This window comes from Chloroflexota bacterium (genome assembly GCA_018825785.1).
Lineage (GTDB): Bacteria > Chloroflexota > Dehalococcoidia > JACVQG01 > JAHKAY01 > JAHKAY01.
Genome location: JAHKAY010000006.1, coordinates 14002 through 37063, shown reverse-complemented (window position 1 = coordinate 37063; position 23062 = coordinate 14002). Strand labels below are relative to the sequence as shown.

Annotated in this window: 23 protein-coding genes and 2 tRNA genes; 15 read left to right on the top strand and 10 right to left on the bottom strand. The window is 63.2% G+C overall.

Going from position 1 to position 23062, the window contains the following annotated elements:
- Positions 1-37 precede the first annotated feature (37 nt).
- The 5 genes from ftsH (at position 38) to KJ624_01055 (ending at position 4597) form a co-directional block, all read left to right on the top strand.
- Positions 38-1879 carry an ATP-dependent zinc metalloprotease FtsH gene (gene ftsH, locus KJ624_01075; GenBank protein MBU2008432.1) on the top strand — a complete coding sequence of 614 codons (1842 nt, stop codon included), beginning with the start codon at positions 38-40 and terminating at the stop codon, positions 1877-1879.
- 1 nt (position 1880) lies between these two features.
- Positions 1881-2135: a MoaD/ThiS family protein gene (locus KJ624_01070; GenBank protein MBU2008431.1), complete on the top strand. Its 255-nt coding sequence runs from the start codon at positions 1881-1883 to the stop codon at positions 2133-2135.
- Entirely contained in the window at positions 2128-2532 is a 405-nt protein-coding gene (locus KJ624_01065; protein ID MBU2008430.1) for a molybdenum cofactor biosynthesis protein MoaE, read from the top strand. Before KJ624_01070 ends, KJ624_01065 begins: the two co-directional genes overlap by 8 nt.
- Positions 2533-2619: 87 nt before the next feature.
- Positions 2620-3945, top strand: coding sequence for a B12-binding domain-containing radical SAM protein (locus tag KJ624_01060; protein ID MBU2008429.1), 1326 nt, complete (start codon positions 2620-2622; stop codon positions 3943-3945).
- A gap of 61 nt (positions 3946-4006) precedes the next feature.
- The gene (locus KJ624_01055; GenBank protein ID MBU2008428.1) at positions 4007-4597 is read left to right on the top strand and encodes a hypothetical protein; all 591 of its coding nucleotides are present in this window, start codon (positions 4007-4009) and stop codon (positions 4595-4597) included.
- A gap of 3 nt (positions 4598-4600) precedes the next feature.
- On the opposite strand, the gene KJ624_01050 is transcribed toward KJ624_01055, so the two are convergent.
- From KJ624_01050 to rsmI, 4 genes are read right to left on the bottom strand one after another with little or no spacing between them, the layout of a single operon-like run.
- Entirely contained in the window at positions 4601-5554 is a 954-nt protein-coding gene (locus KJ624_01050; GenBank protein ID MBU2008427.1) for a polyprenyl synthetase family protein, read from the bottom strand.
- 49 nt (positions 5555-5603) lie between these two features.
- Positions 5604-7250: a methionine--tRNA ligase gene (gene metG / locus KJ624_01045; GenBank protein MBU2008426.1), complete on the bottom strand. Its 1647-nt coding sequence runs from the start codon at positions 7248-7250 to the stop codon at positions 5604-5606.
- 18 nt (positions 7251-7268) lie between these two features.
- Positions 7269-8084 carry a sulfite exporter TauE/SafE family protein gene (locus KJ624_01040; protein ID MBU2008425.1) on the bottom strand — a complete coding sequence of 272 codons (816 nt, stop codon included), beginning with the start codon at positions 8082-8084 and terminating at the stop codon, positions 7269-7271.
- Positions 8081-8902 (bottom strand): 16S rRNA (cytidine(1402)-2'-O)-methyltransferase, encoded by an 822-nt coding sequence (rsmI, locus tag KJ624_01035; GenBank protein MBU2008424.1) that lies wholly within the window; start codon positions 8900-8902, stop codon positions 8081-8083. Before rsmI ends, KJ624_01040 begins: the two co-directional genes overlap by 4 nt.
- Before the next feature lie 93 nt (positions 8903-8995).
- Here rsmI and KJ624_01030 point away from each other — a divergent pair, with 93 nt between their 5' ends.
- The 6 genes from KJ624_01030 (at position 8996) to KJ624_01005 (ending at position 14226) form a co-directional block, all read left to right on the top strand.
- Positions 8996-9775, top strand: coding sequence for a transcription elongation factor GreA (locus tag KJ624_01030; protein ID MBU2008423.1), 780 nt, complete (start codon positions 8996-8998; stop codon positions 9773-9775).
- Complete coding sequence (gene argF, locus KJ624_01025; protein MBU2008422.1) at positions 9772-10683, top strand: ornithine carbamoyltransferase; 912 nt, start codon at positions 9772-9774, stop codon at positions 10681-10683. The genes KJ624_01030 and argF overlap by 4 nt, the downstream gene beginning before the upstream one ends.
- Positions 10680-12002, top strand: coding sequence for a ribosome biogenesis GTPase Der (der, locus tag KJ624_01020; GenBank protein ID MBU2008421.1), 1323 nt, complete (start codon positions 10680-10682; stop codon positions 12000-12002). Before argF ends, der begins: the two co-directional genes overlap by 4 nt.
- Positions 12002-12613: a glycerol-3-phosphate 1-O-acyltransferase PlsY gene (gene plsY / locus KJ624_01015; protein MBU2008420.1), complete on the top strand. Its 612-nt coding sequence runs from the start codon at positions 12002-12004 to the stop codon at positions 12611-12613. Before der ends, plsY begins: the two co-directional genes overlap by 1 nt.
- Positions 12610-13599: an NAD(P)-dependent glycerol-3-phosphate dehydrogenase gene (locus KJ624_01010; GenBank protein ID MBU2008419.1), complete on the top strand. Its 990-nt coding sequence runs from the start codon at positions 12610-12612 to the stop codon at positions 13597-13599. The genes plsY and KJ624_01010 overlap by 4 nt, the downstream gene beginning before the upstream one ends.
- A 75-nt stretch (positions 13600-13674) precedes the next feature.
- Positions 13675-14226, top strand: coding sequence for a LysE family translocator (locus KJ624_01005; protein ID MBU2008418.1), 552 nt, complete (start codon positions 13675-13677; stop codon positions 14224-14226).
- 241 nt (positions 14227-14467) lie between these two features.
- Here the strand turns inward: KJ624_01005 and prmA are convergent, their stop codons facing one another.
- Together prmA and dnaJ are read right to left on the bottom strand one after the other, a co-directional pair.
- Positions 14468-15313, bottom strand: a complete 846-nt coding sequence (gene prmA, locus KJ624_01000) for a 50S ribosomal protein L11 methyltransferase (GenBank protein MBU2008417.1) — start codon at positions 15311-15313, stop codon at positions 14468-14470.
- Between the two features lie 22 nt (positions 15314-15335).
- On the bottom strand, positions 15336-16391 hold the full coding sequence (dnaJ, locus tag KJ624_00995; GenBank protein MBU2008416.1) for a molecular chaperone DnaJ: 1056 nt from the start codon (positions 16389-16391) through the stop codon (positions 15336-15338).
- A gap of 261 nt (positions 16392-16652) precedes the next feature.
- On the opposite strand from dnaJ, the gene KJ624_00990 reads away from it, so the two are divergent.
- The 3 genes from KJ624_00990 (at position 16653) to KJ624_00980 (ending at position 17353) form a co-directional block, all read left to right on the top strand.
- Positions 16653-16728: transfer RNA gene (locus KJ624_00990), tRNA-Ala, on the top strand.
- Between the two features lie 7 nt (positions 16729-16735).
- Positions 16736-16824 (top strand) — tRNA-Leu (locus KJ624_00985).
- 88 nt (positions 16825-16912) lie between these two features.
- Positions 16913-17353, top strand: a complete 441-nt coding sequence (locus KJ624_00980) for a hypothetical protein (GenBank protein MBU2008415.1) — start codon at positions 16913-16915, stop codon at positions 17351-17353.
- A gap of 108 nt (positions 17354-17461) precedes the next feature.
- Here KJ624_00980 and dnaK read toward each other — a convergent pair whose 3' ends face one another.
- From dnaK to hrcA, 3 genes are read right to left on the bottom strand one after another with little or no spacing between them, the layout of a single operon-like run.
- Positions 17462-19378 (bottom strand): molecular chaperone DnaK, encoded by a 1917-nt coding sequence (gene dnaK / locus KJ624_00975; protein ID MBU2008414.1) that lies wholly within the window; start codon positions 19376-19378, stop codon positions 17462-17464.
- 2 nt (positions 19379-19380) lie between these two features.
- Positions 19381-19950 carry a nucleotide exchange factor GrpE gene (locus KJ624_00970; protein MBU2008413.1) on the bottom strand — a complete coding sequence of 190 codons (570 nt, stop codon included), beginning with the start codon at positions 19948-19950 and terminating at the stop codon, positions 19381-19383.
- Positions 19951-19959: 9 nt separating this feature from the next.
- Entirely contained in the window at positions 19960-20964 is a 1005-nt protein-coding gene (gene hrcA / locus KJ624_00965) for a heat-inducible transcriptional repressor HrcA (GenBank protein ID MBU2008412.1), read from the bottom strand.
- Between the two features lie 234 nt (positions 20965-21198).
- On the opposite strand from hrcA, the gene KJ624_00960 reads away from it, so the two are divergent.
- Positions 21199-21846, top strand: coding sequence for an MBL fold metallo-hydrolase (locus tag KJ624_00960; GenBank protein ID MBU2008411.1), 648 nt, complete (start codon positions 21199-21201; stop codon positions 21844-21846).
- 64 nt (positions 21847-21910) lie between these two features.
- Here the strand turns inward: KJ624_00960 and KJ624_00955 are convergent, their stop codons facing one another.
- On the bottom strand, positions 21911-23047 hold the full coding sequence (locus KJ624_00955; protein MBU2008410.1) for a collagen-like protein: 1137 nt from the start codon (positions 23045-23047) through the stop codon (positions 21911-21913).
- Positions 23048-23062: the final 15 nt, after the last annotated feature.

Below are 23062 nucleotides of genomic sequence, written 5' to 3'. Positions count from 1 at the left end.
AGGCCTGGGGCTTTTTTGGTGCTATAATATAGCAGCGATGGGCGGACGTTGGTTGAGGAACAGTTTTCTTTGGCTGCTGCTCATGGTGGCAGTGGTGGCCCTCTTCTCCAGCCTTTTCCCTGCTTCCCAGGCGAAGGAGGAGGTATCCCTTACCGAGCTTCTGGAGCGGGCCAGGGCGGGGGAGATAAAGGCCATTGAGCAGCAGGGGGAGACCCTTACTGCCATCCCCAGGGTAGATGGCAGCCCCCTCTACATAACCCCCTTCCAGGGGAGCACGGCGGAGCTCTATGACCTCCTGGGGAAGGAGGGGGTAAGCCTTTCCGGGCCGGGACGGGTGGAGATAGTCCCCCGCTCAGCGGGGAGGAACTGGGTTGCCTTGATTATCACCTACCTCCCCCTTGTCCTGATTGGCCTAGTCTTCATCTTCATCCTCCAGCGGGCCCAGGGGGCCAACTCCCAGGCCATGAACTTTGGCCGGAGCCGGGCCCGCATCTTCGCCGGCGCACGGTCCCCGGTGACCTTTGCCGATGTAGCCGGGGTGGATGAGGCCAAGCAGGAACTCCATGAGGTGGTGGACTTTCTGAAGAACCCGGAGAAATTCCATGCCCTGGGAGCCCGCATCCCCCGGGGAGTGCTCCTGGTGGGGCCCCCCGGCACGGGCAAGACCCTCCTGGCCCGGGCAGTGGCCGGGGAGGCGGGGGTGCCTTTCTTTTCTATCTCGGGCAGCGAGTTTGTGGAGATGTTCGTGGGGGTGGGGGCGGCCAGGGTGCGGGACCTCTTTGACCAGGCCAAACGCCATGCCCCCTGCATTATCTTTGTGGACGAAATAGATGCCGTGGGCCGCCACCGGGGGGCCGGCCTGGGCGGTAGCCACGATGAACGGGAGCAGACGCTGAACCAGATACTGGTGGAAATGGACGGCTTTGATACCAACACCAATGTCATCGTCGTCGCTGCCACCAACCGCCCCGATATCCTGGACCCTGCACTCCTCAGGCCGGGCCGCTTTGACCGGCAGGTGGTCCTGGACCCGCCAGACATCGTCGGCCGGAAGGCTATCCTCCAGATCCACGCAAAGGGGAAGCCCCTGGAGCCCGACGTGAACCTGGAGACCATCGCCCGGCTCACCCCGGGCTTTTCCGGGGCCGACCTGGCTAACCTGGTGAACGAGTCGGCTATCCTGGCGGCCCGCCGCAACAAGAAGACTGTCGGCACGGCGGAGATGGAGGAGGCCATAGACCGGCTCATCGCTGGCCCGGAGAAGAAGAGCCGGGTAATCAGCCCCCGGGAAAAGGAATTGGCCGCCTACCATGAGGCCGGCCATGGCCTGGTGGCCAGGACGCTTCCCCATGCCGACCCGGTGCACAAGATATCCATCGTGGCCCGGGGGATGATGGGGGGCTATACCCGCCTCCTCCCCACCGAGGACCGCCGCATCTGGACCGGCTCTCAGTTCAAGGATATACTGGCGGTAAGCCTGGCGGGCAGGGCCGCTGAGGAACTGGTCTTTCAGGACTTCTCCACAGGGGCGGAGAGCGATATTGCACAGGCCACCAAGATAGCACGCAAGATGGTAATGGAATACGGCATGAGCCAACTCCTGGGCCCCAGGGCCTTCGGCCGCAAGGAGGAGCTGGTCTTTCTGGGCAGGGAGATCTCTGAGCAGCGCAACTATAGCGAAAAGGTGGCCCTGGAGATAGACCAGGAGGTCCACAGGCTCATCAACGAGGCCTATCAGACGGCCAAGGACATCCTCCGAGAGAAGAGGGCCAAGCTCAACCATATAGCCCAGGAGCTCATCGCCAAGGAGACCATTGAGGGGGAGGCCCTGGCAACGCTCTTCCAGGAGCCCGTCCCCCAGCCCGCCCCTTCCGCTTAAGGTGTCCCTCAAGATAAAAATCCTCCCCTTTGCCTTCTACCGGGAGCTCCTGGAACGGAGGGAGGTGGAGGTAGCAGTAGCCAAAGGGGCCACCCTGGCTGACCTCAAGGAAACCCTGGACCGGACCTTCCCCCGGTTCAAAGACTACCTGCCCCTGATGGCCATAAACGGGGAGATGAAGCCCCTCCACTCCCCCCTCAAGGAAGGGGACGAGGTGGCCCTCCTCCCTCCCTTCAGCGGCGGGGCCTGTGGTTGAGCTAACCTCAGAGCCCCTGGAGCCCCAAAGGGCCCTGGACCTGGTCAGGAACCCCGACCACGGTGGCCTGGTCCTCTTCCTGGGGACGGTCCGCGCCAGCTCCCGGGGCAGGAAGGTGCTGCGCCTTGAGTATGAAGCCTATCCCCCTATGGCCGAGAAAAGGCTCCAGGGGATTGAGGAGGAGATGAGAAGGCGGTGGGGGCCCCTGGAGGTGGCCATTCTGCACCGCCTGGGAAGGGTGGAGGTGGGAGCAACAGGAGTCGCCATCGCCGTCTCCGCCCCCAACCGCCGCCAGGCCTTCGCCGCTTGCCGCTTTGCCATTGACCAGCTCAAGAAATCCGTCCCCCTGTGGAAGAAAGAGGTCTTCCCCGACGGGTGGAAATGGGCCAAAGGCTAGGATGAAGCCAGGCATTGCGTGAGGCGTGGCACAAGAATGCTGGTCTGGCCATAGCGTCCTTATCGCCACAAGAGGAAGGGAGTCCCAATAAAACTTGAGCTCATTGCCCCTGCCAGGCAAGAGGGTAGCCGGAAGCGAAAAAGGGGCCTGATCCCGCCCCTGGGCCTCGCCATGCTCGCCGCGTTAACCCCGCCGGAGGTCGAAGTCTCCATAACTGACGAGAATGTTACAGCTATTGATCTCCAAAAGGACACCGACCTGGTGGGCATCACGGTGCTAACTCTCACGGCGCAACGGGCCTACGACATCGCCGATACCTTCAGAGCCAGAGGAGTAAAAGTTGTCTTAGGGGGTGTACATCCTAGCTTCCTGCCCGAAGAGGCAAGTCAGCATGCCGATTCCGTGGTCATCGGGGAGGCCGAGGAAGTTTGGCCAAATCTGCTCGAGGATTTCAAGGCGAACAAGCTACAAAGAATATACGGGCAGCCTGAGCGGCCCAGCTTGGTCGGCCTACCTATTCCCCGGCGAGACCTGTTTGACGAGGGGGCGTACTTCGTCAGTCACACCCTCCAGACCACCAGAGGCTGTCCCAATTCCTGCGCCTTCTGCTCAGTTACCTCTTTCTTTGGCCGTAGCTATCGCTGCCGCCCGGTGGAAGAAATCCTTAAGGAGATAGAGACATTCAAAGAGAAGAAATTCATTGCCTTCGTTGACGATAACATCGTCGGCAACCCCAGGTTCGCCAAGGAGCTCTTTCGTGCCCTTATTCCCTATAAAATCAAGTGGGGCGGCCAGGCCTCGGTCACCATAGCGAGGGATGAAGAACTGCTCCAACTGGCAGCCGCCAGCGGCTGCGTTGCCCTACTCATCGGGTTTGAGTCACTATCTCCAGCTAATCTGGTAGCGGTGGGGAAGAAGATCAATGTGGCAGATGACTATGAAAACGTAATCAGAAAGCTTCACTCCCGCGGCATCGCTATCCATGGCACCTTCATCGTAGGCTTGGATGACGATGACGAAAGTGTTTTTGGGCGCACGGTTCGTTTTGCCCAGAGGATGAGGCTGGAGTCTGCCGGGTTCGCTGTTCTTACCCCCCTTCCCGGCACCGCTCTATTTAAGTCTCTAGGCGAAGCTGGTCGCATAGTTACCAAAGACTGGTCAAGGTATGATGATGATGTGGTCTATGAGCCAAAATTGATGTCAAGAGAAGCATTACAAAGGGGTACAATCTGGGCGTTGAGGGAGTTCTTTAGCTTGCCTTCTATTTGGCGCAGGATCAGAATTAGGCATCGCAATCTACTCAGGCTTTGGGTATTAAATCTAGCTTGGCGATCCCACTATCGATCTCGCTGGCGGGGAAAACTCCGAGCTAATAAAGAAGTCAGAAGGTCAGAATCCCCCTTGGTTTGCTGAACTTCAAAGCGAGGGTTGAATGAACCTATACGAGGGAGAGCACCGCGAACTCTTCCCCCACATGAGCGTGGGGGTCATGGGCTCCGCTGGGGGAAAAATGGAGCCCAGGGTGCTGGATAAGCTATATGAGCTGGGGAGGGAGATTGCCCGGAGGGGCCACGTCCTCATCACGGGGGCCTGCCCCGGCCTCCCCCACGAGGCTGCGAAGGGGGCCAAGGCGGAGGGGGGGACCGTCATAGGCATCTCCCCCGCCCTGAACCTGAGAAAGCATGTAGAGGAATACAAGTCCCCCACTAGGGGCTATGATGCCATCATCTATACCGGGAGCGGCCTTATGGGCCGGGAGATAGACAACATCCGCTCCTGCGATGTGGTCATCCTGGCCGGTGGCCGCTCGGGGACCCTGGGGGAGTTCGCCATCGCCTACGACGAGGGGAAGGTCATCGGCGTCCTCCTGGGCACCGGGGGCATCACCGAGCACCTGGACGACATTATCAAGATGGTCAAGAAGGAGACCGGGGCAGAGGTGGTCTACAGCTCCACCCCCGCGGAGCTCATGGACAAGCTGGAGAAGATATACTGGCATAAGCTCCACCCCCAGTACGCCGCCCTCATGCAGACCCACAACCCCGACGGCGAGGTGGAGGCCTGAGGGTTATCTTCTCCGTTCCAGGTTGTACTGGACCAAAGCGGCCAGGGACTCCCGGGCGGGGGAGGGGGGGAGGGGCTCCAGTGCCCGGAGGGCCTGGGAGGAGAAGCGCCGGGCTATGGTGTAGCATTCCTTGATGACGGGGGAGTGGGATATGTGGCGGGCCGTCCGCCGGGCCTTCTCGCGACTCTCCTCGCCCCGGGCCAGTGGGCTCTTAGGGTCCCGCTCCAAAAGGATAAGCACGGGGAGGGTGAGGGCCCCCTGGAAGAGGTCGGAGCCAACGGGCTTGCCCAACTCACCTTCCTCCCCGGTGAAGTCCAGGATGTCGTCCACAACCTGAAAGGCCAGGCCAAACCTCTGGCCGTATTCTTCCAGGGCCGTAACCCCCGCCTCTGGCGCTCCCCCTAATATCGCCCCTGCCTGGGTGGCCGCCGCCATGACCGAGGCCGTCTTGGCCCCTATCCACCGGTAGTATGCCCGCCGCTTTCCCCTCTCCTCCCCCGGGCTCAGGTTGTGCCCCAGCTCCCCCCGGGAGACGGTCTTCAGGGTATCGGCGAAGATGTCAATGACCCTCATGTTCCGGGTGGAGGCCACCAGGTCGGCGGAGAGGGAGAAGAGGTAGTCCCCCAGAAGGAGGGCTGCCCCTTTACCCCAGAGGCTGTGGACGGTGGGCCGGCCCCGGCGCACCCCGGAATCGTCCACCACATCGTCGTGGACAAGGGTGGCGGTGTGGAAGAGCTCCGCGGCCATAGCCATGGCGATGAGCCTGTTGGAGTTCCTGGCGTAGAGCCGGCCGGCCAGGAGTGTAAGGGCAGGGCGGAGGCGCTTGCCGGTCTGGGGCAGGATATGCTCCAGAAGGGGGGCCAGGCGGGGGAACTCCTTCCTTGAAAGAGTCCGGAGTTCCTTCTCCACCCGGTCCAGGTCCCCCTGGATGGGCCTGTATATTTCTTTGAGTTCCAAGCTAGGTCTCGGGGTCCCCGAATAATTGGAGGATTTTTGGGGACACAGGCTACCTCGGGCCCAGGCGGGCCAACTCCTCGGCCAGGGCCTTCTCCTCAAGCTTGGTGAAAAGGGGCTGGGGCGGAGGGAGGGGCTTTCCCGGCTCAGGCACCTGCCATCCCCAGCCCGCCTTCTCCACCGACCCCTCAAAGCCCAGCAGATGGTGGAGCCTGGCGGAGCTAAATGGGAGGAAGGGGTAGAAGACCGTCTTCAGGCAGGCGATAACCCCCAGGGCCACATAGAGGGAGGTGCCCGCCCCTTCCCGGTCCCGGGCCACGGCCTTCCAGGGGGACTTCACCTCCAGGTAGCGGTTGGCCTCCTGGGCCAGGGCCATCGCCGCCCTTGTAGCCTCCCGGAAGTGGCAGAGGGCCAGGCTCTTGTCCACGGCCTCCAGGGTGAGCCGGGCCTTCTCCCACAGGGCCTGGCCCTCCGCGTCCAGGGGGCCGGGCTGGGGCACCCGCCCCTGATAGTGGCGCTGGAGGAAGGTGAGCACCCGGTGGACCAGGTTGCCATAGGTGGCCACCAGCTCATCGTTGTTGCGTCGGTAGAACTCCTGCCAGGAGAAGTCGGCATCCGCCGACTCCGGCATGTTGGCGGAGAGGAGATAGCGGAGGGGGTCGGGGTCATACCTCTCCAGGTAATCCGGCACCCAGACCGCCCAGTTGCGGCTGGTGGAGAAGTTCTTGCCCTGGAGGGTGAGGAACTCGTTGGCGGGCACATCGTAGGGCAGGTTCAGCCCCTCGTAGCCCATGAGCATCGCGGGCCAGATGATGGAGTGGAAGGGGATATTGTCCTTGCCAATAAAATAGTAGGCGCGGGCATCCCCCTCCCAGAACTCCCGCCACCCCTCCCCCCACTCCTGGCTGGCCGAGAGATACCCGATGACAGCTTCAAACCAGACATAGATTCGCTTCTTCTCAAACCCCTCCACCGGCACCGTCACGCCCCATTCAATGTCCCGGGTGATAGCCCGGTCCCTGAGCCCCTCCTCCAGATAATTGATTGTGAAGTTGAGGACACTGGGCTTCCAGTGGGCTTGCTTTCTGACCCAGGAAAGGAGCCCCTCCTGGAAGGCAGAGAGGCGCAGGAAGAAATGCTCCGACTGGATTGTTTGTGGCGTGGTGCCGCAGGTGCGGCAGCGGGCTTTCACCAGGTCGGTGGGGTTGAGGGGCTTCCCGCACTTATCGCACTGGTCCCCCCGGGCGTTCTCAAACCCGCAGAAGGGACATGTCCCCTCCACATAGCGGTCGGGGAGGGACCGCCTGCACTTGGGGCAGTAGGGCTGGGCCATGGTGTCCTTGTAGATGTAGCCCTTCTTGAGAAGGGTGAGGAAGATGTCGTGGACCACCCGGGCGTGGTTGGGGGTGCCGGTAGCGGTGAAGAGGTCAAAGGAGATGCCCATTTTCTGCCAGCTTTCCAGGAACTGCTGGTGATAGCGGGCCACTACCTCCTGGGGAGTCTTCCCCTCCTGCTCCGCCCGGAGGGTGATGGGGGTGCCGTGCTGGTCGGAGCCGGAGACCATGAGGACCCGGTCCCCCTTGGCACGGTGGTAGCGGGCGAAGATATCGGCGGGGAGATAGCACCCGGCGATGTGGCCCAGGTGGAGGGGGCCGTTGGCATAGGGCCAGGCGACACAGACCAAAACCTTATCAGGCATCAAGGTCATATTCTAGCACTAGACGGTGAGGCCTTGCCAGAGCAATCTTGCCCCCACCAGGAGGAGGCCCACGGCCAGGAGGCGGACCAGGAGGGGCCCCGCCACCCTTTCTGAGAGCCTTGCCCCCACCTGGGCCCCCACTATCACCCCGGCCCCCAGGGCGAGCACTATTTGCCAGGTCCCGGAGTAGGCCCCGCCTATGAGGTGGGCCAGGCTGGCGGTGAAGGCAGTAATGGAGAGGACAAAGTGGGAGGTGGCGGTAGCTATGTGGACCGGGAACTGGAGGAGGCCGATAAGGATGGGGATGTGGAAGACCCCCCCTCCGAGCCCCAGGCTGGTGGCAACGAACCCCGCCAGGAAGCTCAGCCCCACCCCCAGCCCCAGGTTGGTCCGGTAGGCGTGGACCTGCCCGGAGCCGTCTACCACCACCCTCTTGGTTTTGGCCCGGGGCAGGGAGAGCCGGGCCTGGGGGCGCAGTAGAAGGAAGAGGGAAACGGCGCCAAGCATCAGGCCGAAAAGGGGGTCAAAAACCTCCCGGCTGACGTAGCGGGAGGCCACTGTCCCCAGGAGAGCCCCGGGGACAGTGGCCAGGGCATAGGGGAGGCCAGTGGAGTAGTCTATCCGCCGCATCCGGGCATAGGCCAGGCTCCCCGAGAGCGCGTTAAAGAAGACCACCGCCAGGGAGACGGCGGTGATGATGCGGGGACTTTCCTCAGGGTATAGATAGAGGAGGAGGGGCACCAGGATAAAGCCTCCCCCCAGCCCCACCAGGCTTCCATAGATACCAGTCCCCACCCCCGCCAGGACAAGGGAGAGAATAAAGAGGGGGCTCACGGGGCCCTTTTTGCCCCAAGCCAGGCCCGGTACAGCTCCCGGCGGGGGAGGCCTGTCTCTGAAGCCAGCCGGGCCACCGCCTCCTTTGCCCTCAGCCCCTCCTGGCGCAGCCTCAGGAGTTCCGCTTCCACTTCCGGCCCCAGTTCCTTTTTTCCCTTGAGTGCCCCCTCAACAATCAGGGTGAACTCCCCCCGGGGCTGGGAGAAATGCTCCAGGGCCTGGCTGACAGTCCCCCGGAAGAACTCCTCGTGGAGCTTGGTCAGCTCCCGCCCCACCGCCATCCGCCTCTCCCCCAGCACTTCCCGCAGGTCCTCCAGGCCCTTGGATAGGCGGTGGGGGGCCTCCAGGAAGACCAGGGTATGGGGCAAAGGGGCCAGGGCCTCCAGGAGCCGCCGTCTTTCCCCCTTCTTGCGAGGCAGAAAGCCCAGGTAGAGGAAGGAATTGGTGGGGAGGCCCGAGGCCGCCAGGGCGGTGAGGATGGCGGAGGCGCCGGGGACCGGCACGACTTTTATCCCCCGTTCTACACAGGCAACCACCAGCTCATAGCCAGGGTCGCTTATCCCCGGCATCCCCGCCTCGGAGATGAGGGCCACATCCTTCCCTTGCAGCACCTCCAGCAGGCGGGGGAGCCTGGCCTTCTTGTTGTAGTCGTGGTAGCTGATAAGGGGCGTCTCTATCCCGTATTTGCGGAAGAGGATGCGGGCGGTGCGGGTGTCCTCGGCGGCCACCAGCCCCACCTCCTTCAGCACGCGCATGGCCCGCAGGGTGATATCCTCCAGGTTGCCTATGGGCGTGGCCACCAGATAAAGGGTCCCCATGTCCCCCGATTATATCCCCCTTGCCCTTTCTGGTCTATCTCGGGCCCCCTCTGCGTTGACAGGGGGGAGCGCCCTGCCTAAAATACCCCTATAATGAAAGCGAACCTTTCCCTGGGCGAGGCCGCCGTCCGCTACCTGGCCAGCCTTCCCCCCCAGGAAAAGGAGTCTTCCCAGCAGGAGGTCTACCGCTTCGTCCGCTGGTATGGCTGGGACAGGCCCCTTTCCGCCCTCACCCCTCCGGAAACAGGCAACTACGCCGAAAGGTTAGCTGACCAGGGGGTGGACATTAAGAAGCTGGAGCCGGTACGTGCCTTCCTGACTTTCGCCAAGAAGGAGGGGCTCACCCCCACCAACCTCTCCGTCCACCTCCGGGCCAAGAAGACCCCGGCCCGGGTGTCCCCGGCCGGGGAGACCCCCCAGCCCAGCCTCCTCACCGAGGAGGGGAGACAGCACTTGAAGCAGGACCTGGAAGCCCTCCAGGCGGAGAGGCTCAGACTGGTGGGGGAGGTAAAGCGGGCCCGGGAGGACAAGGACTTCCGGGAGAACGCCCCCCTGGATGCGGCCCGGGAACAGATGGCCAAGGTATCATCCCGTATTGCGGAGCTGGAGGGGGTGCTGGCCAGGGCAACGGCCAGGAGGGAGGAGGGACGGGGGCTGGCCCCCGGCCACCGGGTTACCCTGATGGAGCTGGCCTCGGGGGCCAGCGTCTCTTATGTCCTGGTGGACCCCAGGGAGGCGGACCTGGAGAGAGGAAAACTATCGGTAGCCTCCCCCATCGGGCGGGGGGTCCTGGGCAAGCACGAAGGGGAGGTGGTGGAGGTGACCACCCCGGCGGGGGTCCGGCGCTACCGGATAGAGAAGGTTGAGGCGTGAAGGGGAAGAGCCTCCTCTCCGTGGCCGACCTCACGGCTGCGGAAATAGAGCGCCTTCTCCAGGTGGCCGGGGAGATGAAGCGGGGCCCCATCACCCCCAGGCTCCAGGGCAAGGCTGTAGCCCTCCTCTTTGAGAAGCCCTCCCTCCGCACCCGGGTAAGCTTTGAAGTGGCGGTATCCCAGCTGGGGGGGAAGGCCATCTACCTCTCCCAGGCGGAGGTAGGGCTGGGGAAGCGGGAGGCCATCCCCGATGTGGCCCGCACCCTGGGCCGCTATGTCCAGGCCATTGTAGTCCGCACCTTCGCCCAGGCCGACCTGGCCCTCCTGGCCCGGTGGGCCGCCATCCCCATCATCAATGCCCTCACCGATGAGGAGCACCCCTGCCAGGCCCTGGCCGACCTCCTGACCATAAAGGAGAAGAAGGGCCGGCTCGAGGGCGTGGCTCTGGCCTATATTGGGGACGGCAACAATGTCTGCCACAGCCTGATGCTGGCCTCGGCCCTCATGGGGGTGGACTTCCACATGGCCCATCCCCAGGGCTACGGCCCCGGGCCGCAAGTGGTGGAGAAGGCCCAGGCCCTTGCCCGGGTAGGGGGCGCCAGATTATCCTTTTATGAGGGGCCTCAAGAGGCGGTGGCGGGGGTGGAGGTGGTCTATACAGATGTCTGGACCAGCATGGGGCAGGAGACCCAGGCGGAGGCCAGGAGGAAGGCCTTTTCGGGCTATCAGGTCAACGAGGGCCTCCTGGCGCGGGCGGGAAAGGGTGCCCTCTTCATGCACCCCCTCCCTGCCCACCGCGGTGAGGAAGTCTCCCCTGGCCTCCTGGAGCACCCCCAGTCGGTGGTCTTTGACCAGGCAGAAAACCGTCTCCATCTCCAGCGGGCCCTCCTCGCCGAGGTCCTGGGATGAGCCTGCCCATCGTGGCGATAGTGGGCAGGCCCAATGTGGGCAAGTCCACCCTTTTTAACCGCCTGGTGGGAAGGCCACTGGCCATTGTGGAAGATATTCCCGGCACCACCCGGGACCGCATATATTCGGATGTCTCCTGGCAGGAGCGGGAGTTTACCATCGTGGACACTGGAGGCCTGGAGGTCCACCCCTCCACGAGCTTGCTCCAGCAGGTGAAACAGCAGGTGGAGATGGCCCTGGCCGAGGCCGATGTCATCCTTTTCCTGGTGGATGCCAAGGGGGGCCTCACCCCCTCTGATGAGGAAATCGCCGAAAGGCTGAGAGTGCAGAAGAAGCCCGTTCTGCTGGTGGTGAACAAGGCCGATAGTCCTCGCCAGCAGATGATGGCCCCGGAGTTCTACCGGCTGGGCCTGGGGGACCCCAACCCCATCAGTGCCTACCACGGAAAAGGCACAGGCGACCTGCTGGACAGCCTCCTCCTCCTCCTCCCGGCGGGGAAAGAGGAGGAGGCCCCGGGGATGAAGGTGGCGATAGTGGGCAGGCCTAATGTGGGCAAGTCCCTCCTCCTCAACCGCATCCTGGGCCAGGAGAGGGCGGTGGTGTCAGAGTTGCCTGGGACCACCAGGGACGCCCTGGATACCCCCTTCCAGTTTGAGGGCCAGCCCATCCTGCTCATTGATACCGCCGGCGTAAGGAAGAGGGCAAAGGTAGAGGCGGGGATAGAGCACTTCGGCGTCCTCCGGGCCCTCAGGGCCATTGCCCGCTCCGATGTGGTCCTCCTCCTGGTTGAGGCCCACCAGGGCGTTATGGCCCAGGACCTTCACATCGTCTCCTATGCGCACGAGAGTTGTAAGGGTCTTGTAATATTGATAAACAAATGGGACCTGGTGGAGAAGCCCGACCCCCTGGCCTACCAGGAGATGGTGAGGGAGCGGCTGGTCTTCATGCCCTACGCCCCTTTGCTCTTTATCTCCGCCCTGCGGGGCTGGGGTATAGAGCAGGTCCTGCTCATCGCCCGCCGGGTATATCAGGACCGTCTGCGGCAGCTTCCCCCCGCCCAGTTAGCGAAGGTAGTCAATGACGCGGTGGCCTTCCGCCCTCCCCCCCTGAGAGGCAGGCGTGATTTCCGCCTCCTTTCGGTGGCGCAGACCGGGGTCAATCCCCCCACCTTCCTCCTTGAGGTGAGCCGGCCGGCCCTGCCGGCAACCTACCTCCGCTATCTGGAGAACAGCCTGCGTCAGGCCTTCGGATACATCACCCCCCTGAAGCTGATTTTGAAAGCCAGGTCCCATAAGGAAAAGGCCGGGAAACGGACCTGATGCTGGAGGGATTGGCCACTGCTGTCCTGGCGTATCTTATCGGGGCTATTCCCTTTGGCTTCATCGCCGGGAGGCTCAGGGGTGTAGACCTGAGGCAGTATGGCAGTGGCAAGCTGGGGGCCACCAATGTCCTGCGAACCCTGGGCACCCGCACCGCCATGGTGGTCTTCGCGACCGATATCTTGAAGGGGGTTGGGGCGGCCTATCTGGGCTTCTACTTGATGAAAGGCATGCCGGGGGCCTTGGCGGGGGGCCTGGCGGCTATGCTGGGGCACAACTGGCCCCTATATCTCGGCTTCCGGGGGGGAAGGGGGGTCCTGGTCTTCCTGGGTAGCTTCTTCGTCCTGGACTGGAGGATAGCCCTGGCGGGGGGGATCTTTGGCCTTCTGGTCATCGCCCTATCCCGGTATGCCTCCCTGGGCTCCCTGCTGGGGATGGCGCTGGGGGTGGTCCTGGGCCTTCTGGTCTGGGCACTTGGGGGGGGGAGGGAGCCCTTTGTTTTCGCTCTCGCCGGAGGCTCCCTGGTGGTCTTCCAGCACCGGGACAATATCTACCGCCTCCTCTCCGGCACGGAGAGGAAACTGGGGAGCAAGGCAGAGAAGAGGGGATGAGCCGGATAGCCGTTGTCGGCACTACCAGTTGGGGCACTACCCTGGCCATCCGCCTGGCCCAGGGGGGGGCGAAGGTGAAGCTCCTTGCCCGCACCGAGGAGGAAGCCGGGGAGCTACAGGCCCGCCGCCAGAGCCCTTCCCTGGGTGTCCCTTTCCCCTCCCGTCTGGGGGTCACCCCCCGCCCCGAGGAGGCCCTGGAGGGGGCGGAGATGGTCATCATGGCGGTCCCTTCTCAGAGCATGAGGGAGAATGTCCGGGCCATAAAGGGGTCTCTTTCTGGCTCGCCCATCGTACTGAGTGTGTCCAAGGGGCTGGAGGCCGAAACCGCCCTGCGGATGACACAGGTGCTGGCCGAGGAGCTGGGACCGGGGCTCCGTCCTGGACTCTGTGCCCTCTCCGGCCCCAACCTGGCCCGGGAGGTCGTCCAGGTCCTCCCGGCTGCCGCCGTCGTGGCTTCGCAGGAGGAGAGGGTGGCCGAGGAGGCAAAAGGGCTTCTCTGCCTTTCCAACCTTTATATCTCTACCAGCGCTGATGTGGTGGGGGTGGAGTTGGGGGGGGCCCTGAAGAATGTCATCACCCTGGCGGCGGGCATCTGCGAGGGGCTGGGCTACGGGGACAACGCCAAGGCCGCCCTCATGGCCCGTGGCCTGGAGGAGATGATGGCCCTGGGGGTGGCCGCCGGTGCCCGGGATAGGACCTTTTACGGCCTGGCAGGGGTGGGGGACCTGATAGTCACCTCTATGAGCCCCCTTTCCCGCAACCACCAGGTGGGCCTGGAGGTGGCCAGGGGTTGCCGTCTGGAGGAGATAACCGCCTCCCTGAGGGAGGTGGCCGAAGGTATCCCTACCACCCGGGGCGCCAGGCTCCTGGCGGAGAAGCTGGGGGTGGATGCCCCCATCACCCGGGCGGTGTACCAGGTCCTCTTTGAGAAAGGGGACCCCCGGGAGGCCATCATGGGCCTTCTGGGCCAGAGCCGAGGCCGATAGTTTTTGGCCGAGCTTGTTTCCCTTTTTCTTCTTGCCTTTGGGGTGGGGTTTTCCGGGTCTATTATCCCCGGGCCTATGCTGGCCCTGAGCATCGCCGAGACGGCCCGGAGGGGTTTCTGGGCAGCCCCCCTGATGGTCCTGGGCCACGGCCTTGTAGAGGCGGCCCTGGTGACCGCCCTGGCGCTGGGCCTGAGCCCCTTGCTCCAGAAGGGGCCTGTCGTTGCACTTATCGGCATCCTGGGGGGGCTGTTCTTGGGGTGGATGGGGCTGAGGCTCCTCCGGCAGAAGATGGAGGGGCCGGTATTATCGGCCAGCCCATCCCGCAGGGCCTTTCCTGTGCTGGGTGGGATGGTGGTGAGCCTGGCCAACCCCACCTGGTTCCTGTGGTGGGCCGCTGTGGGCAGCACCTTTGTCGTCTGGGCCCTGGGGATGGGGTTGCTGGGCCTCCTGGTCTTCTACTTCGGCCATATCCTCTCCGACCTCTCCTGGTATAGCCTGGTGGGGGTCCTGGTGAGCCGGGGCCTTGCCACAAGAATCTACCGGGGGCTGATGACGGCCAGCGGCCTTTTCCTCCTGGCCCTGGCAGGCTATTTCATCTACAGCGGTGGCGCCTTCTTCCTGACCTGAGCTTTACACTTTGGCCTCCGCCGGCAAAGCCGGGTGTTCAAACGCGGGCTTGCCTGAGAGCTTTTCCTGACAAGTGCTTAGCTGCAATAATTCCTGCCACAGAAATGAGCAGAGACCCTTCGCTTCGCTCAGGGTGACAACATAGGTGTGTCATGCTGAGCATAGCGAAGCATCTAGCATAGCAAGGAATCCCGTTTCGGGACTGCCCCACAGCCTCGGGGCTGAGGAAGGACCGGTGCTGCTATTTGCAGGCGGCCAGGGTGCGCCACTCCCCTTCCGCCGCTTTTTCCTGGAGCCTCAGGCCCGCTGCAAGGAGCCCCTTCTTCACGTCTTCCTCCCGGTCCGCGATTATGCCCCCGGCGATGAGACCCCCCCCTGTCTTGAGGGAAGAGGAGAGGGCAGGCAGTAGCTCCAGGACGGGCCTTGCCGTGAGGTTGGCGGCAATGAGGTCAAAATACCCCCACCGGGGGGCCAGGGTGCCTTTCCTCACCTTTATGGCTCCCGTGAGGCCGTTCCTGCGGACGTTTTCCCTGGCGGCCTTCACCGCCAGGGGGTCGGTGTCCAGGGCCAGGACGCTCCGTGCCCCCAGCCTGGCGGCGGCCAGGGCCAGGATGCCCGAGCCGGTGCCCAGGTCCAGCACCTCTATACCGGGGCGGAGGTATTTCTGCAGGAGCAGAAGGCACATCCTGGTGGTGGGGTGGTGGCCGGTGCCAAAAGCCTGGCCGGGGTCCAGCTCCAGGACGGTCTCCCCCGGGCCAGGGGCACAGTTGTGCCAGGAGGGCTTTATCACCAGCCGGCCGATATGAAGGGGGGTGAAATGGGCCCTCCAGGCCAGGGCCCAGTCCTCCTCCTCCAGGACCTCCTCCTCAAGCTTCAGCGAGACGATAAGGGAGAGATGACCGATGAGAGTGTAGAGTCTCTCCTTCTTCTTGGGGAGGGCCCGGTCCACGGGGAGATAGGCCTTGACCATGAGGCCCTGAGGCCCCTCCTCCACCACCGCCCCTCCCCGGCCGAAGCGGCCCAAGAGGGCGGCCACATCATCGGCCTCCCCCGGCCCCACCCGGGCCCGGACCTCAAGCCACTTCAAAGCTCAAAGCCCCCGGGTGGGCTTATCTGTCCTCAACAAGTTTGGGCTTTTCCAGAGTGCGGGCCAGCTCCTCCAGGAGCTGACGTTGTTTCTTGTCCAGGGTCCTGGGGGTGAGGACATTGAGCCGGACCAGCAGGTCCCCTCTCCCCCTGCCCCGTGGCACCCCTCTCCCTTTTACCCTGAGCACCTGGCCCGACTGGCTACCGGGGGGCACATGGAGGGTATGGGGGCCTTCCAGGGTGGGAATCTCCACCCTGTCCCCCAGGGCGGCCTGGGTCAGGTTGATGGGCAGTTCCAGGAGCAGGTCCTCCCCCTCCCGGTGCAGATGGCGGTGGGGCTTCACAGCGAGGTCGATATAGAGGTCGCCAGGGGGGCCACCCCTCTCCCCCACATCCCCCTGTCCTGGAAGATGCAGCCGGGAGCCATCTTCCCCCCCTGCCGGGATGGAGACCACCAGCCTTCTCCTGAGCTTCTCCCTGCCCCTCCCCCTGCAGTGAGGGCAGGGGTCGGTGACCACCCGCCCCTCCCCATTGCAGTGCTCACATGCTGTTATGTGGACGAAGCGGCCGAAGAGGCTCTGCTGCACCCGTTGCACCTGGCCCCTTCCACGACAATGAGGGCAGGTCTCCGGCTGGCTCCCCGGGCGCGCCTGCCGGCCATGACATACGGAGCACACCTCCAGCCTCTCCATCCCTATCTCCTTGTCACAGCCGAAGACGGCCTCCTCAAAGGAGAGGGTGAGGCTGTATTGCCGGTCTGTCCCCCTCTGCGGGGCACGGCGGGCCTGGGTGCCTATCCCGCCGAAGAAGGACTCAAAGATATCCCCCAGGCCGCCTGGGCCAAGGCCCCCAAAGTCGTCACCCCACTCCCGCCGGCGGTCATAGGCTGCCCGCTTCTCCGGATTGGAGAGGACCTCGTAGGCCTCGTTGAGCTCCTTGAACTTCTCCTCGGCCCTGGGCTCGCTGTTGTGGTCGGGATGGCACTGAAAAGCGAGCCGCCGGAAGGCCCTCTTGATGTCCTCCTCGCTGGCATCCCTGGAAACGCCCAGGACCCCGTAGTAATCCTGTTTGGTAGCCATAATTTAACATTCTATTATACACCCCGGACGGGGGCCCACAAAGGAAGGGAAAACTAGGTGGGAAATTTAGGGCGGGCTGGCACGGGCTAACAAGCTCACCCCTAAGCAACGAAAGAAATCGCCAAGAAAGCTGCTGAAACTCGCTGGCACAAACTGTCCTGACCACCCAATAAAAGCAGTACCAAAACACTAATTGACTTTTGGGGGAAAAGGAATAAACTAGAGGTGAGATGTCGGCAAACATACTCAACTCTAGCCACAGGGCGGGTGCCGAAGTCAGGCTAACGGCGACCCCTTGCAAGGTGTCGATTCGCCGGTTCAAATCCGGCCCCGCCCTATTTACCGGAGGGTTGCCAGAGAGGTCCATTGGAACCGACTTAAAATCGGTCGGCCTGTGTACGCAGGCCCGGGAGTTCGAATCTCCCACCCTCCGTATCATGACTATAGGACAAGGCAATCTTGCCTTATCAAGACAAGAACTAAAAGCATTTTGAAACAAATGCAAAGAAAGGAGTTCACAAATGGGTGAAGAAAATGCGCTAGTCAGAGAAGAGCTTTCGAAGCTTCTCAATGACAAACGCCAGCAACTCCAACACCTAGGGAGTCAAGTAGCTACGCTTGATGCTGACTTGAAGGCTCTAGAGCGGGTCTTGCTTCTCTTCCCTAATGGAGTAAAATCTCTGTCAATCCGAGACTCTTGGGCAAGTGCTAACCAAATTAGCGAACTTCGGGACATGACGCTCATGGATATTCTCAAGACTCTAGCCAAAAAGCGGGACGGCTTAGTGCACTACGCAATGGCAACCAACTTTATCTTTGACAATAAGTTGAGTGCTGCCAAACGAGCGAATCTTGCCTCTCATATCTATATGCTACTCAAGAATAGCGCATCGTGGGAAAAGGTTGCACCCGGCACCTTCAAGTTGGTAGATGGCACACAGCCAAAGCTAATTGAATCCTAGGAAAATCCTTTCGCCCGGCTACTAAAATAGTCCTGGGCCGGAAACTATCAGGGCCAGCCGGTCCTCTTCTGGAGACCAGCTGGCCCTGGGGTCAGAGGCGGTGCCCGGCTATACCTCCCGGAACTCCCCCTCTATGGTGCCCTCGGGGGGCTTGGTCTCCCCGGAGGGCTCGCCTCCGGGCGCTTCACCTCCAGGGGGAGGGGTCCCGGCCTGCTGGTAGACGGCGGCCCCTATTTTCTGCATGGACTGGGAGAGCTCGGCCATGGTCCGGCGCACCGACTCCATATCCTTTCCCTGAAGGGCGGTGCGCAGGGCCTTGAGCTTGCCTTCTACTTCCTGCTTCAAGGGGGGTGGTATCTTGTCCCCCTGCTCTCTCAGGGTCTTTTCGGTGGAGTAGGCCAGGCTATCGGCGCTGTTCCTGAGCTCGGCTTCCTCTTTCTTGCGGGCATCCTCGGCGGCATGCATTTCCCCTTCCCGCTTCATCTTCTCAATCTCATCCTTGGTGAGGCCGCTGGAGGGGATGATGGTCATCTTCTGCTCCCGGCCCGTCCCCTTGTCCCGGGCACGGACGCTGAGGATGCCGTTGGCGTCTATGTCAAAGCTGACCTCAATCTGAGGCATCCCCCTGGGGGCAGGGAGAATGCCGTCCAGGATGAACTGCCCCAGGCCCTTGTTGTCGGTGGCCATGGGGCGCTCGCCCTGGACAACATGTATCTCCACCGAGGTCTGGCTCTCGGCAGCGGTGGTGAAGGTCTGGGACTTGGAGGTGGGGATGGTAGTATTGCGGGGGATGAGGGGGGTGGCCACCCCGCCCAGGGTCTCTATGGAAAGGGTCAGGGGGGTGACATCCAGGAGGAGGACGTCTTTCACCTCCCCCTTGAGCACCGCGGCCTGGATAGCTGCCCCCATGGCCACCGCCTCGTCGGGGTTGATGCCCTTGTTGGGCTCCTTGCCAAAGACGGCCTTGACCTTTTCCCGCACCAGGGGCATCCGGGTTTGGCCGCCCACAAGCAGCACCTCATCAATCTGCTCCGGCCTCAGTCCGGCATCCTCCATGGCCTGGCGGCAGGGGCCCACGGTCTTCTCCACCAGGTCCATGGTGAGCTGTTCCAGCTTGGCCCGGGTCAGGGTGTAGGTCAGGTGCTTGGGGCCCGAGGCATCGGCGGTGATGAAGGGCAGGTTTATCTCCGTCTGGGGCAGGTTGGAGAGCTCAACCTTGGCCTTCTCCGCCCCCTCCCTCAGGCGCTGGAGGGCCGTGCGGTCCCCCTTCAGGTCAATCCCCGTGTCCCTCTTGAACTCATGGACGAGCCACTCAATGACCTTCTGGTCAAAGTCGTCGCCGCCCAGGTGGGTGTCCCCGGCGGTGGACTTCACCTGGAAGGTCCCCTCCCCCAGCTCCAGGATGGAGACATCAAAGGTGCCCCCGCCCAGGTCGTAGACAGCAATGGTCTGCTCCTTTTTCTTATCCACGCCATAGGCCAGGGCCGAGGCGGTGGGCTCGTTGATGATGCGCAACACCTTGAGCCCGGCGATCTCCCCGGCATCCTTGGTAGCCTGGCGCTGGGCATCGTTGAAATAGGCGGGGACGGTGATGACCGCCTCGGTGACCGGCTCCCCCAGATAGGCCTCGGCATCGGCCTTGAGCCTCTGGAGGATTGTGGCGGATATCTCCGGGGGGCTGTACGCCTTGTCCCCCATCACCACCTGCACATCGCCATTGGGGGCCGGGGTAACCTTATATGTCATCCGCCGGGCATCTTCCTCCACCGGGAGTTCCCGGCCGTGAGGTTCCCCGAACTTTCGGCCCATAAAGCGCTTGATGGAATAGATGGTGTTCTCCGCGTTGGTGACACCCTGGCGCCTGGCGGCCCAGCCCACCAGCCTTTCCCCTTTTTTGGAAATGGCCACCACCGAGGGGAGGAGCCTCTGGCCATCCTGACCGGGGATGATGACCGGCTGTCCCCCTTCTACCACAGCTACCTCGCTCAGAGTAGTGCCCAGGTCAATACCTATTGCCCTTGCCATATCTAGCCTCCCTTTTCCTCAGGGGTCTTTTCGCCCTCTTCGGTGACTTTTTCTTTCTTCTTGCCCTTGCCCACCACCACCATGGCGGGACGGATGACCCGGTCATGGAGCTTGTAGCCCTTCTGTACCTCCTCCAGGACCATCCCCTCTTCCCCCTCAGCCTGTAGCACCGCCTCGTGGTAGCGGGGGTCAAAGGGCTCCCCAACGGCCTTGACATCCTGGAGGCCCTGGGCCTCCAGGATGGCCAGGAACTTGCGGTAGATAAGCTTTACCCCGTCCACCCAGGTGAGCCCCGCTAGATGGGTGGAGATGGAGTTGAGTGCCCGCTCCAGGTCATCCATCACTGCCAAGAGATTGAGGATGAGCATGGCATTGGAGAACTTGACGGTTTCCTCCTTCTCCTGCTCGGTGCGGCGCTTAAGGTTGAGGAAATCGGCCTGGGCCCGCTGCCAGCTGGCCAGATAGGATTCTGCCCTGGCCTTTTCCGCCTCCAGGGCTTTATTCAGGTCCTCTACAGGGGCCTCCTTCTGAAGGTCCATATTTTCCTCCGGGGACTCTTTCGCCTCGGCCATCTCGTCTCCTCAGGCATATAGTTCCCCTACCAGGCTGGAGAGGATGCGGGAGAGGTAGCTAACAGCAGCCATGGTCTGGGGGTATCTCATGCGGGTAGGGCCCAGGACGGCAACGGTGCCCCCCACCCGGCCGGGGGAGCCATAGCGCCTGGCCACCAAGCTCAAATGCTGGAGGCTTGTTTCCGGGTTTTCGCTGCCGATAATAACCCTTACCCCCTCCTCCCAGGGAATCCCGGAGAGGACAACCTGGAGGACCTGGCTCTCCTCCAGGGCCTCCAGCACTGTCTTTTTCTCGGGTTCCCCGAACTCGGGCTGGGCCAGCATCTGGGTAAGGCCATGGACATAAGGCTCCTTCCCCCCCACCCCTTCCATGGCGTCAATCATGGCCTCTGCTGCCTTTCTTGCCAGTTCCCCCTCGGGCAGCCCCTTCTCTCGCATCTGGGAAGGGGTAAGGCCGGAGTAGTCCTGGTTGAACTGGCGCGCTATGTCATCCAGCTCCCCCTGCGAGACGGGGCGGTCAAAAGCAAGCAGCTGTTGCTTGACGCGGACCTCCCAGAGGACGAGGAGCATCAGGGCCAGGAACTCCTGCAGGGCCACCATCTCCACCCTTTTGAGCCGGGCCTCCTGCGCCCGGGGCTGGGTTACCACCGCTATATTCCCGGTGAAACGGGAGAGAAAAACGGCGGCAAGGCGGGCCCATTCCTCAAGCTCCTTCTCTACCTGATGGAAGAGATGCCGGAGTAGGAGCTGTTCTGAAGGGGGCAGAGGAGGGGCGCCCCCCAGGGATTCCACATAGTACCGGTAGCCGAGGTCCGAGGGGACACCCCCCGCCGAAATATGGGGCCGGAGGATGTAGCCCATCTCTTCCAGCTCCGCCATCTCATTCCGGATAGTGGCCGGGCTCACCCCCAACTGGCCGTGACGCCAGATAACCTCCGACCCCACCGGCATCCCGGAGGCTATATACCCCCCCACGACCGCCTTCAAGACCTCTGCCTGCCTCACTGTAAGCATCTTTTCCTCTATTAGCACTCGGCAGCCCCGAGTGCTAATAGTCATACTTTAGCATCTGGGGGTAGGGGTGTCAAGGGGTCGGGGGGCTTCGCCCCCTGGGCCCCTTAGGGACTCTCCCCCATTCTGAAAGGGGGGTTGTCAATTCCCAGGGGGTGTGTTCCCCCGGCGGCCTGTCTTTAGCGGGCGTCGGGAGGGAGTGTGAAGGGGTTGACGGGGGGAGGGGCAGTGGTTATACTGCCGCCTGTGGAGGTCAGCTTTCTGGGCCATAGCTGCTTTCGCCTCAAGGGGAAGGAGGCAGGGCTCCTCGCCGACCCTTTTGACCCCTCCCTGGGCTATCCTTGGCCCGGCCCTCAGGCAGACATCGTCACCATAAGCCATTCTCATCCCGGCCATAGCTACGGGGTGGGGGTGGGTGGGGGGCCCCGGATTATCCAGGGCCCCGGGGAGTATGAGACCAGGGGAGTCTTTGTTCTGGGCCTGGCCACCTACCACGATGGCGAGCAGGGAAAGAAGCTGGGGAGGAATACCATATACCTGGTGGAGATGGACGATGTCCGGGTGCTGCACCTGGGGGACCTGGGCCATCCCCTTTCCTCGGAGATGGTGGGGGGGTTAGGGCGGGTGGACGTGTTGCTGGTGCCTGTGGGTGGGGGAGCGGCCATGGGGGCAAGGGCTGCCGCCGGGCTGGTCAGGGCCCTGGAGCCCCGGGTAGTCATCCCCATGCACTACCGCACAGAGTCGGGAGGGGCCAACCTGGAGCCTGTGGTACCCTTCCTCAAGGAGATGGGGGCAGAGGCAGCAGTCCCCCAACCCCGCCTCTCCATCTCCCGGGTTACCCTCCCCGCCGAGACCAGATTGATTCTCCTGGACTACCGCCGCTAGGGTCTTTAACTAAAAGGAAAGGGCGGGTCGCTTCTGCGACCCGCCCTTTTTGTGCCTTGAGGCTCTAGAGAGCCTTGGGCTTCCTCATTACGGCAATGGCCCCCATGATGATGGCCACCACCGCCAGGATGAGGCCTATCCAGACAATGGCCGTCGGGGCGTCCGCACCGGCGTCACCCGTGGCCCCCTTAGGACCAATAGCTCCGGCGGGTCCGGCAGGTCCAGCAGGTCCGGCAACCCCCGCAAGCCCCTGAGGTCCGGCGGCCCCTTGGGCGCCGGTGTCACCCTTGGCCCCAGCAGGCCCTTGGGCTCCGGCAACCCCCTGGGCACCAGTAGGCCCGGCGGTCCCGGTGTCACCCTTGGCCCCAGCAGGCCCTTGAGCTCCGGCAGGCCCGGCAGCTCCGGCAGGCCCGGCAGGCCCGGTGTCACCCCTGACTCCGGCGGGTCCGGCAGGCCCAGCAGGCCCTTGAACACCAGCAGGCCCCTGAGCTCCGGCGGGTCCAGCAGGCCCTTGAGCTCCGATAGCTCCAGCAGGTCCGGCAGGCCCAACAGGCCCGGCAGGCCCGGCAGGCCCGGCAGGCCCGGCCACTACGGAGAAGCTAGCCGTTCCCGCGTTGCCGGTGGCATCCGCTGCCCTGACGGTGTAGGAGCCAACCGTAGCCGTGGGGACGGCGATGATGGCGCTGAAGGCGCCGGTCCCCCCCACTGTAACTGTAGCCGGGACCGTGGGCACCGTTGTCCCCGCCCAGGAAACGGTGACCGTAGAGCCGGCGGCGAAGTTGCTGCCGCTGATGGTGGTGGCGGCCAGGCCGCTTGTCGGGCTAAGGGTAATGGCAGCCGCCGCAGGGGGAGCGGTGCGGGCGGTGAGGTTCAGATTGGTCACCCCACCGGCCGTCCAGGTAGCCGTCTGCGTGGCGGCATAGCCCCTTACGGTGAAGGCCACCGTCTGTCCGGCATAGCTCTTGGTGATGTCCGTCGAGGCGGCGGTGAGGACATAGCTTCCGGCGGCATCGGTGGTGGTAGTGCTGTAGATGTCCCCACCGACCGTGGCGGCCACCGCTGAGCCGACCGAGACCGCGGCCCCGTCCAGCGTGGCCGTGCCGTAGAAGCGGTGGGCATTTGGCTGGGCGAAGGCCACCGCTGGCAACAGGACCAACAGGCCTACCAGCGCCAGCAGGGCTAAGATTCTTATTCTCGTCATCCTTCCTCCTTCAAT

Bases quoted from the DNA above. Each gene is read 5' to 3' on its own strand.
- ftsH (MBU2008432.1), top strand. From the start codon at position 38: ATGGGCGGACGTTGGTTGAGGAACAGTTTTCTTTGGCTGCTGCTCATG.
- KJ624_01055 (MBU2008428.1), top strand. From the start codon at position 4,007: ATGAGCGTGGGGGTCATGGGCTCCGCTGGGGGAAAAATGGAGCCCAGG.
- metG (MBU2008426.1), bottom strand. From the start codon at position 7,250: ATGCCTGATAAGGTTTTGGTCTGTGTCGCCTGGCCCTATGCCAACGGC.
- rsmI (MBU2008424.1), bottom strand. From the start codon at position 8,902: ATGGGGACCCTTTATCTGGTGGCCACGCCCATAGGCAACCTGGAGGAT.
- KJ624_01030 (MBU2008423.1), top strand. From the start codon at position 8,996: ATGAAAGCGAACCTTTCCCTGGGCGAGGCCGCCGTCCGCTACCTGGCC.
- der (MBU2008421.1), top strand. From the start codon at position 10,680: ATGAGCCTGCCCATCGTGGCGATAGTGGGCAGGCCCAATGTGGGCAAG.
- plsY (MBU2008420.1), top strand. From the start codon at position 12,002: ATGCTGGAGGGATTGGCCACTGCTGTCCTGGCGTATCTTATCGGGGCT.
- KJ624_01010 (MBU2008419.1), top strand. From the start codon at position 12,610: ATGAGCCGGATAGCCGTTGTCGGCACTACCAGTTGGGGCACTACCCTG.
- KJ624_01005 (MBU2008418.1), top strand. From the start codon at position 13,675: ATGCTGGCCCTGAGCATCGCCGAGACGGCCCGGAGGGGTTTCTGGGCA.
- dnaJ (MBU2008416.1), bottom strand. From the start codon at position 16,391: ATGGCTACCAAACAGGATTACTACGGGGTCCTGGGCGTTTCCAGGGAT.
- KJ624_00980 (MBU2008415.1), top strand. From the start codon at position 16,913: ATGGGTGAAGAAAATGCGCTAGTCAGAGAAGAGCTTTCGAAGCTTCTC.
- dnaK (MBU2008414.1), bottom strand. From the start codon at position 19,378: ATGGCAAGGGCAATAGGTATTGACCTGGGCACTACTCTGAGCGAGGTA.
- KJ624_00970 (MBU2008413.1), bottom strand. From the start codon at position 19,950: ATGGCCGAGGCGAAAGAGTCCCCGGAGGAAAATATGGACCTTCAGAAG.
- hrcA (MBU2008412.1), bottom strand. From the start codon at position 20,964: ATGCTTACAGTGAGGCAGGCAGAGGTCTTGAAGGCGGTCGTGGGGGGG.
- KJ624_00955 (MBU2008410.1), bottom strand. From the start codon at position 23,047: ATGACGAGAATAAGAATCTTAGCCCTGCTGGCGCTGGTAGGCCTGTTG.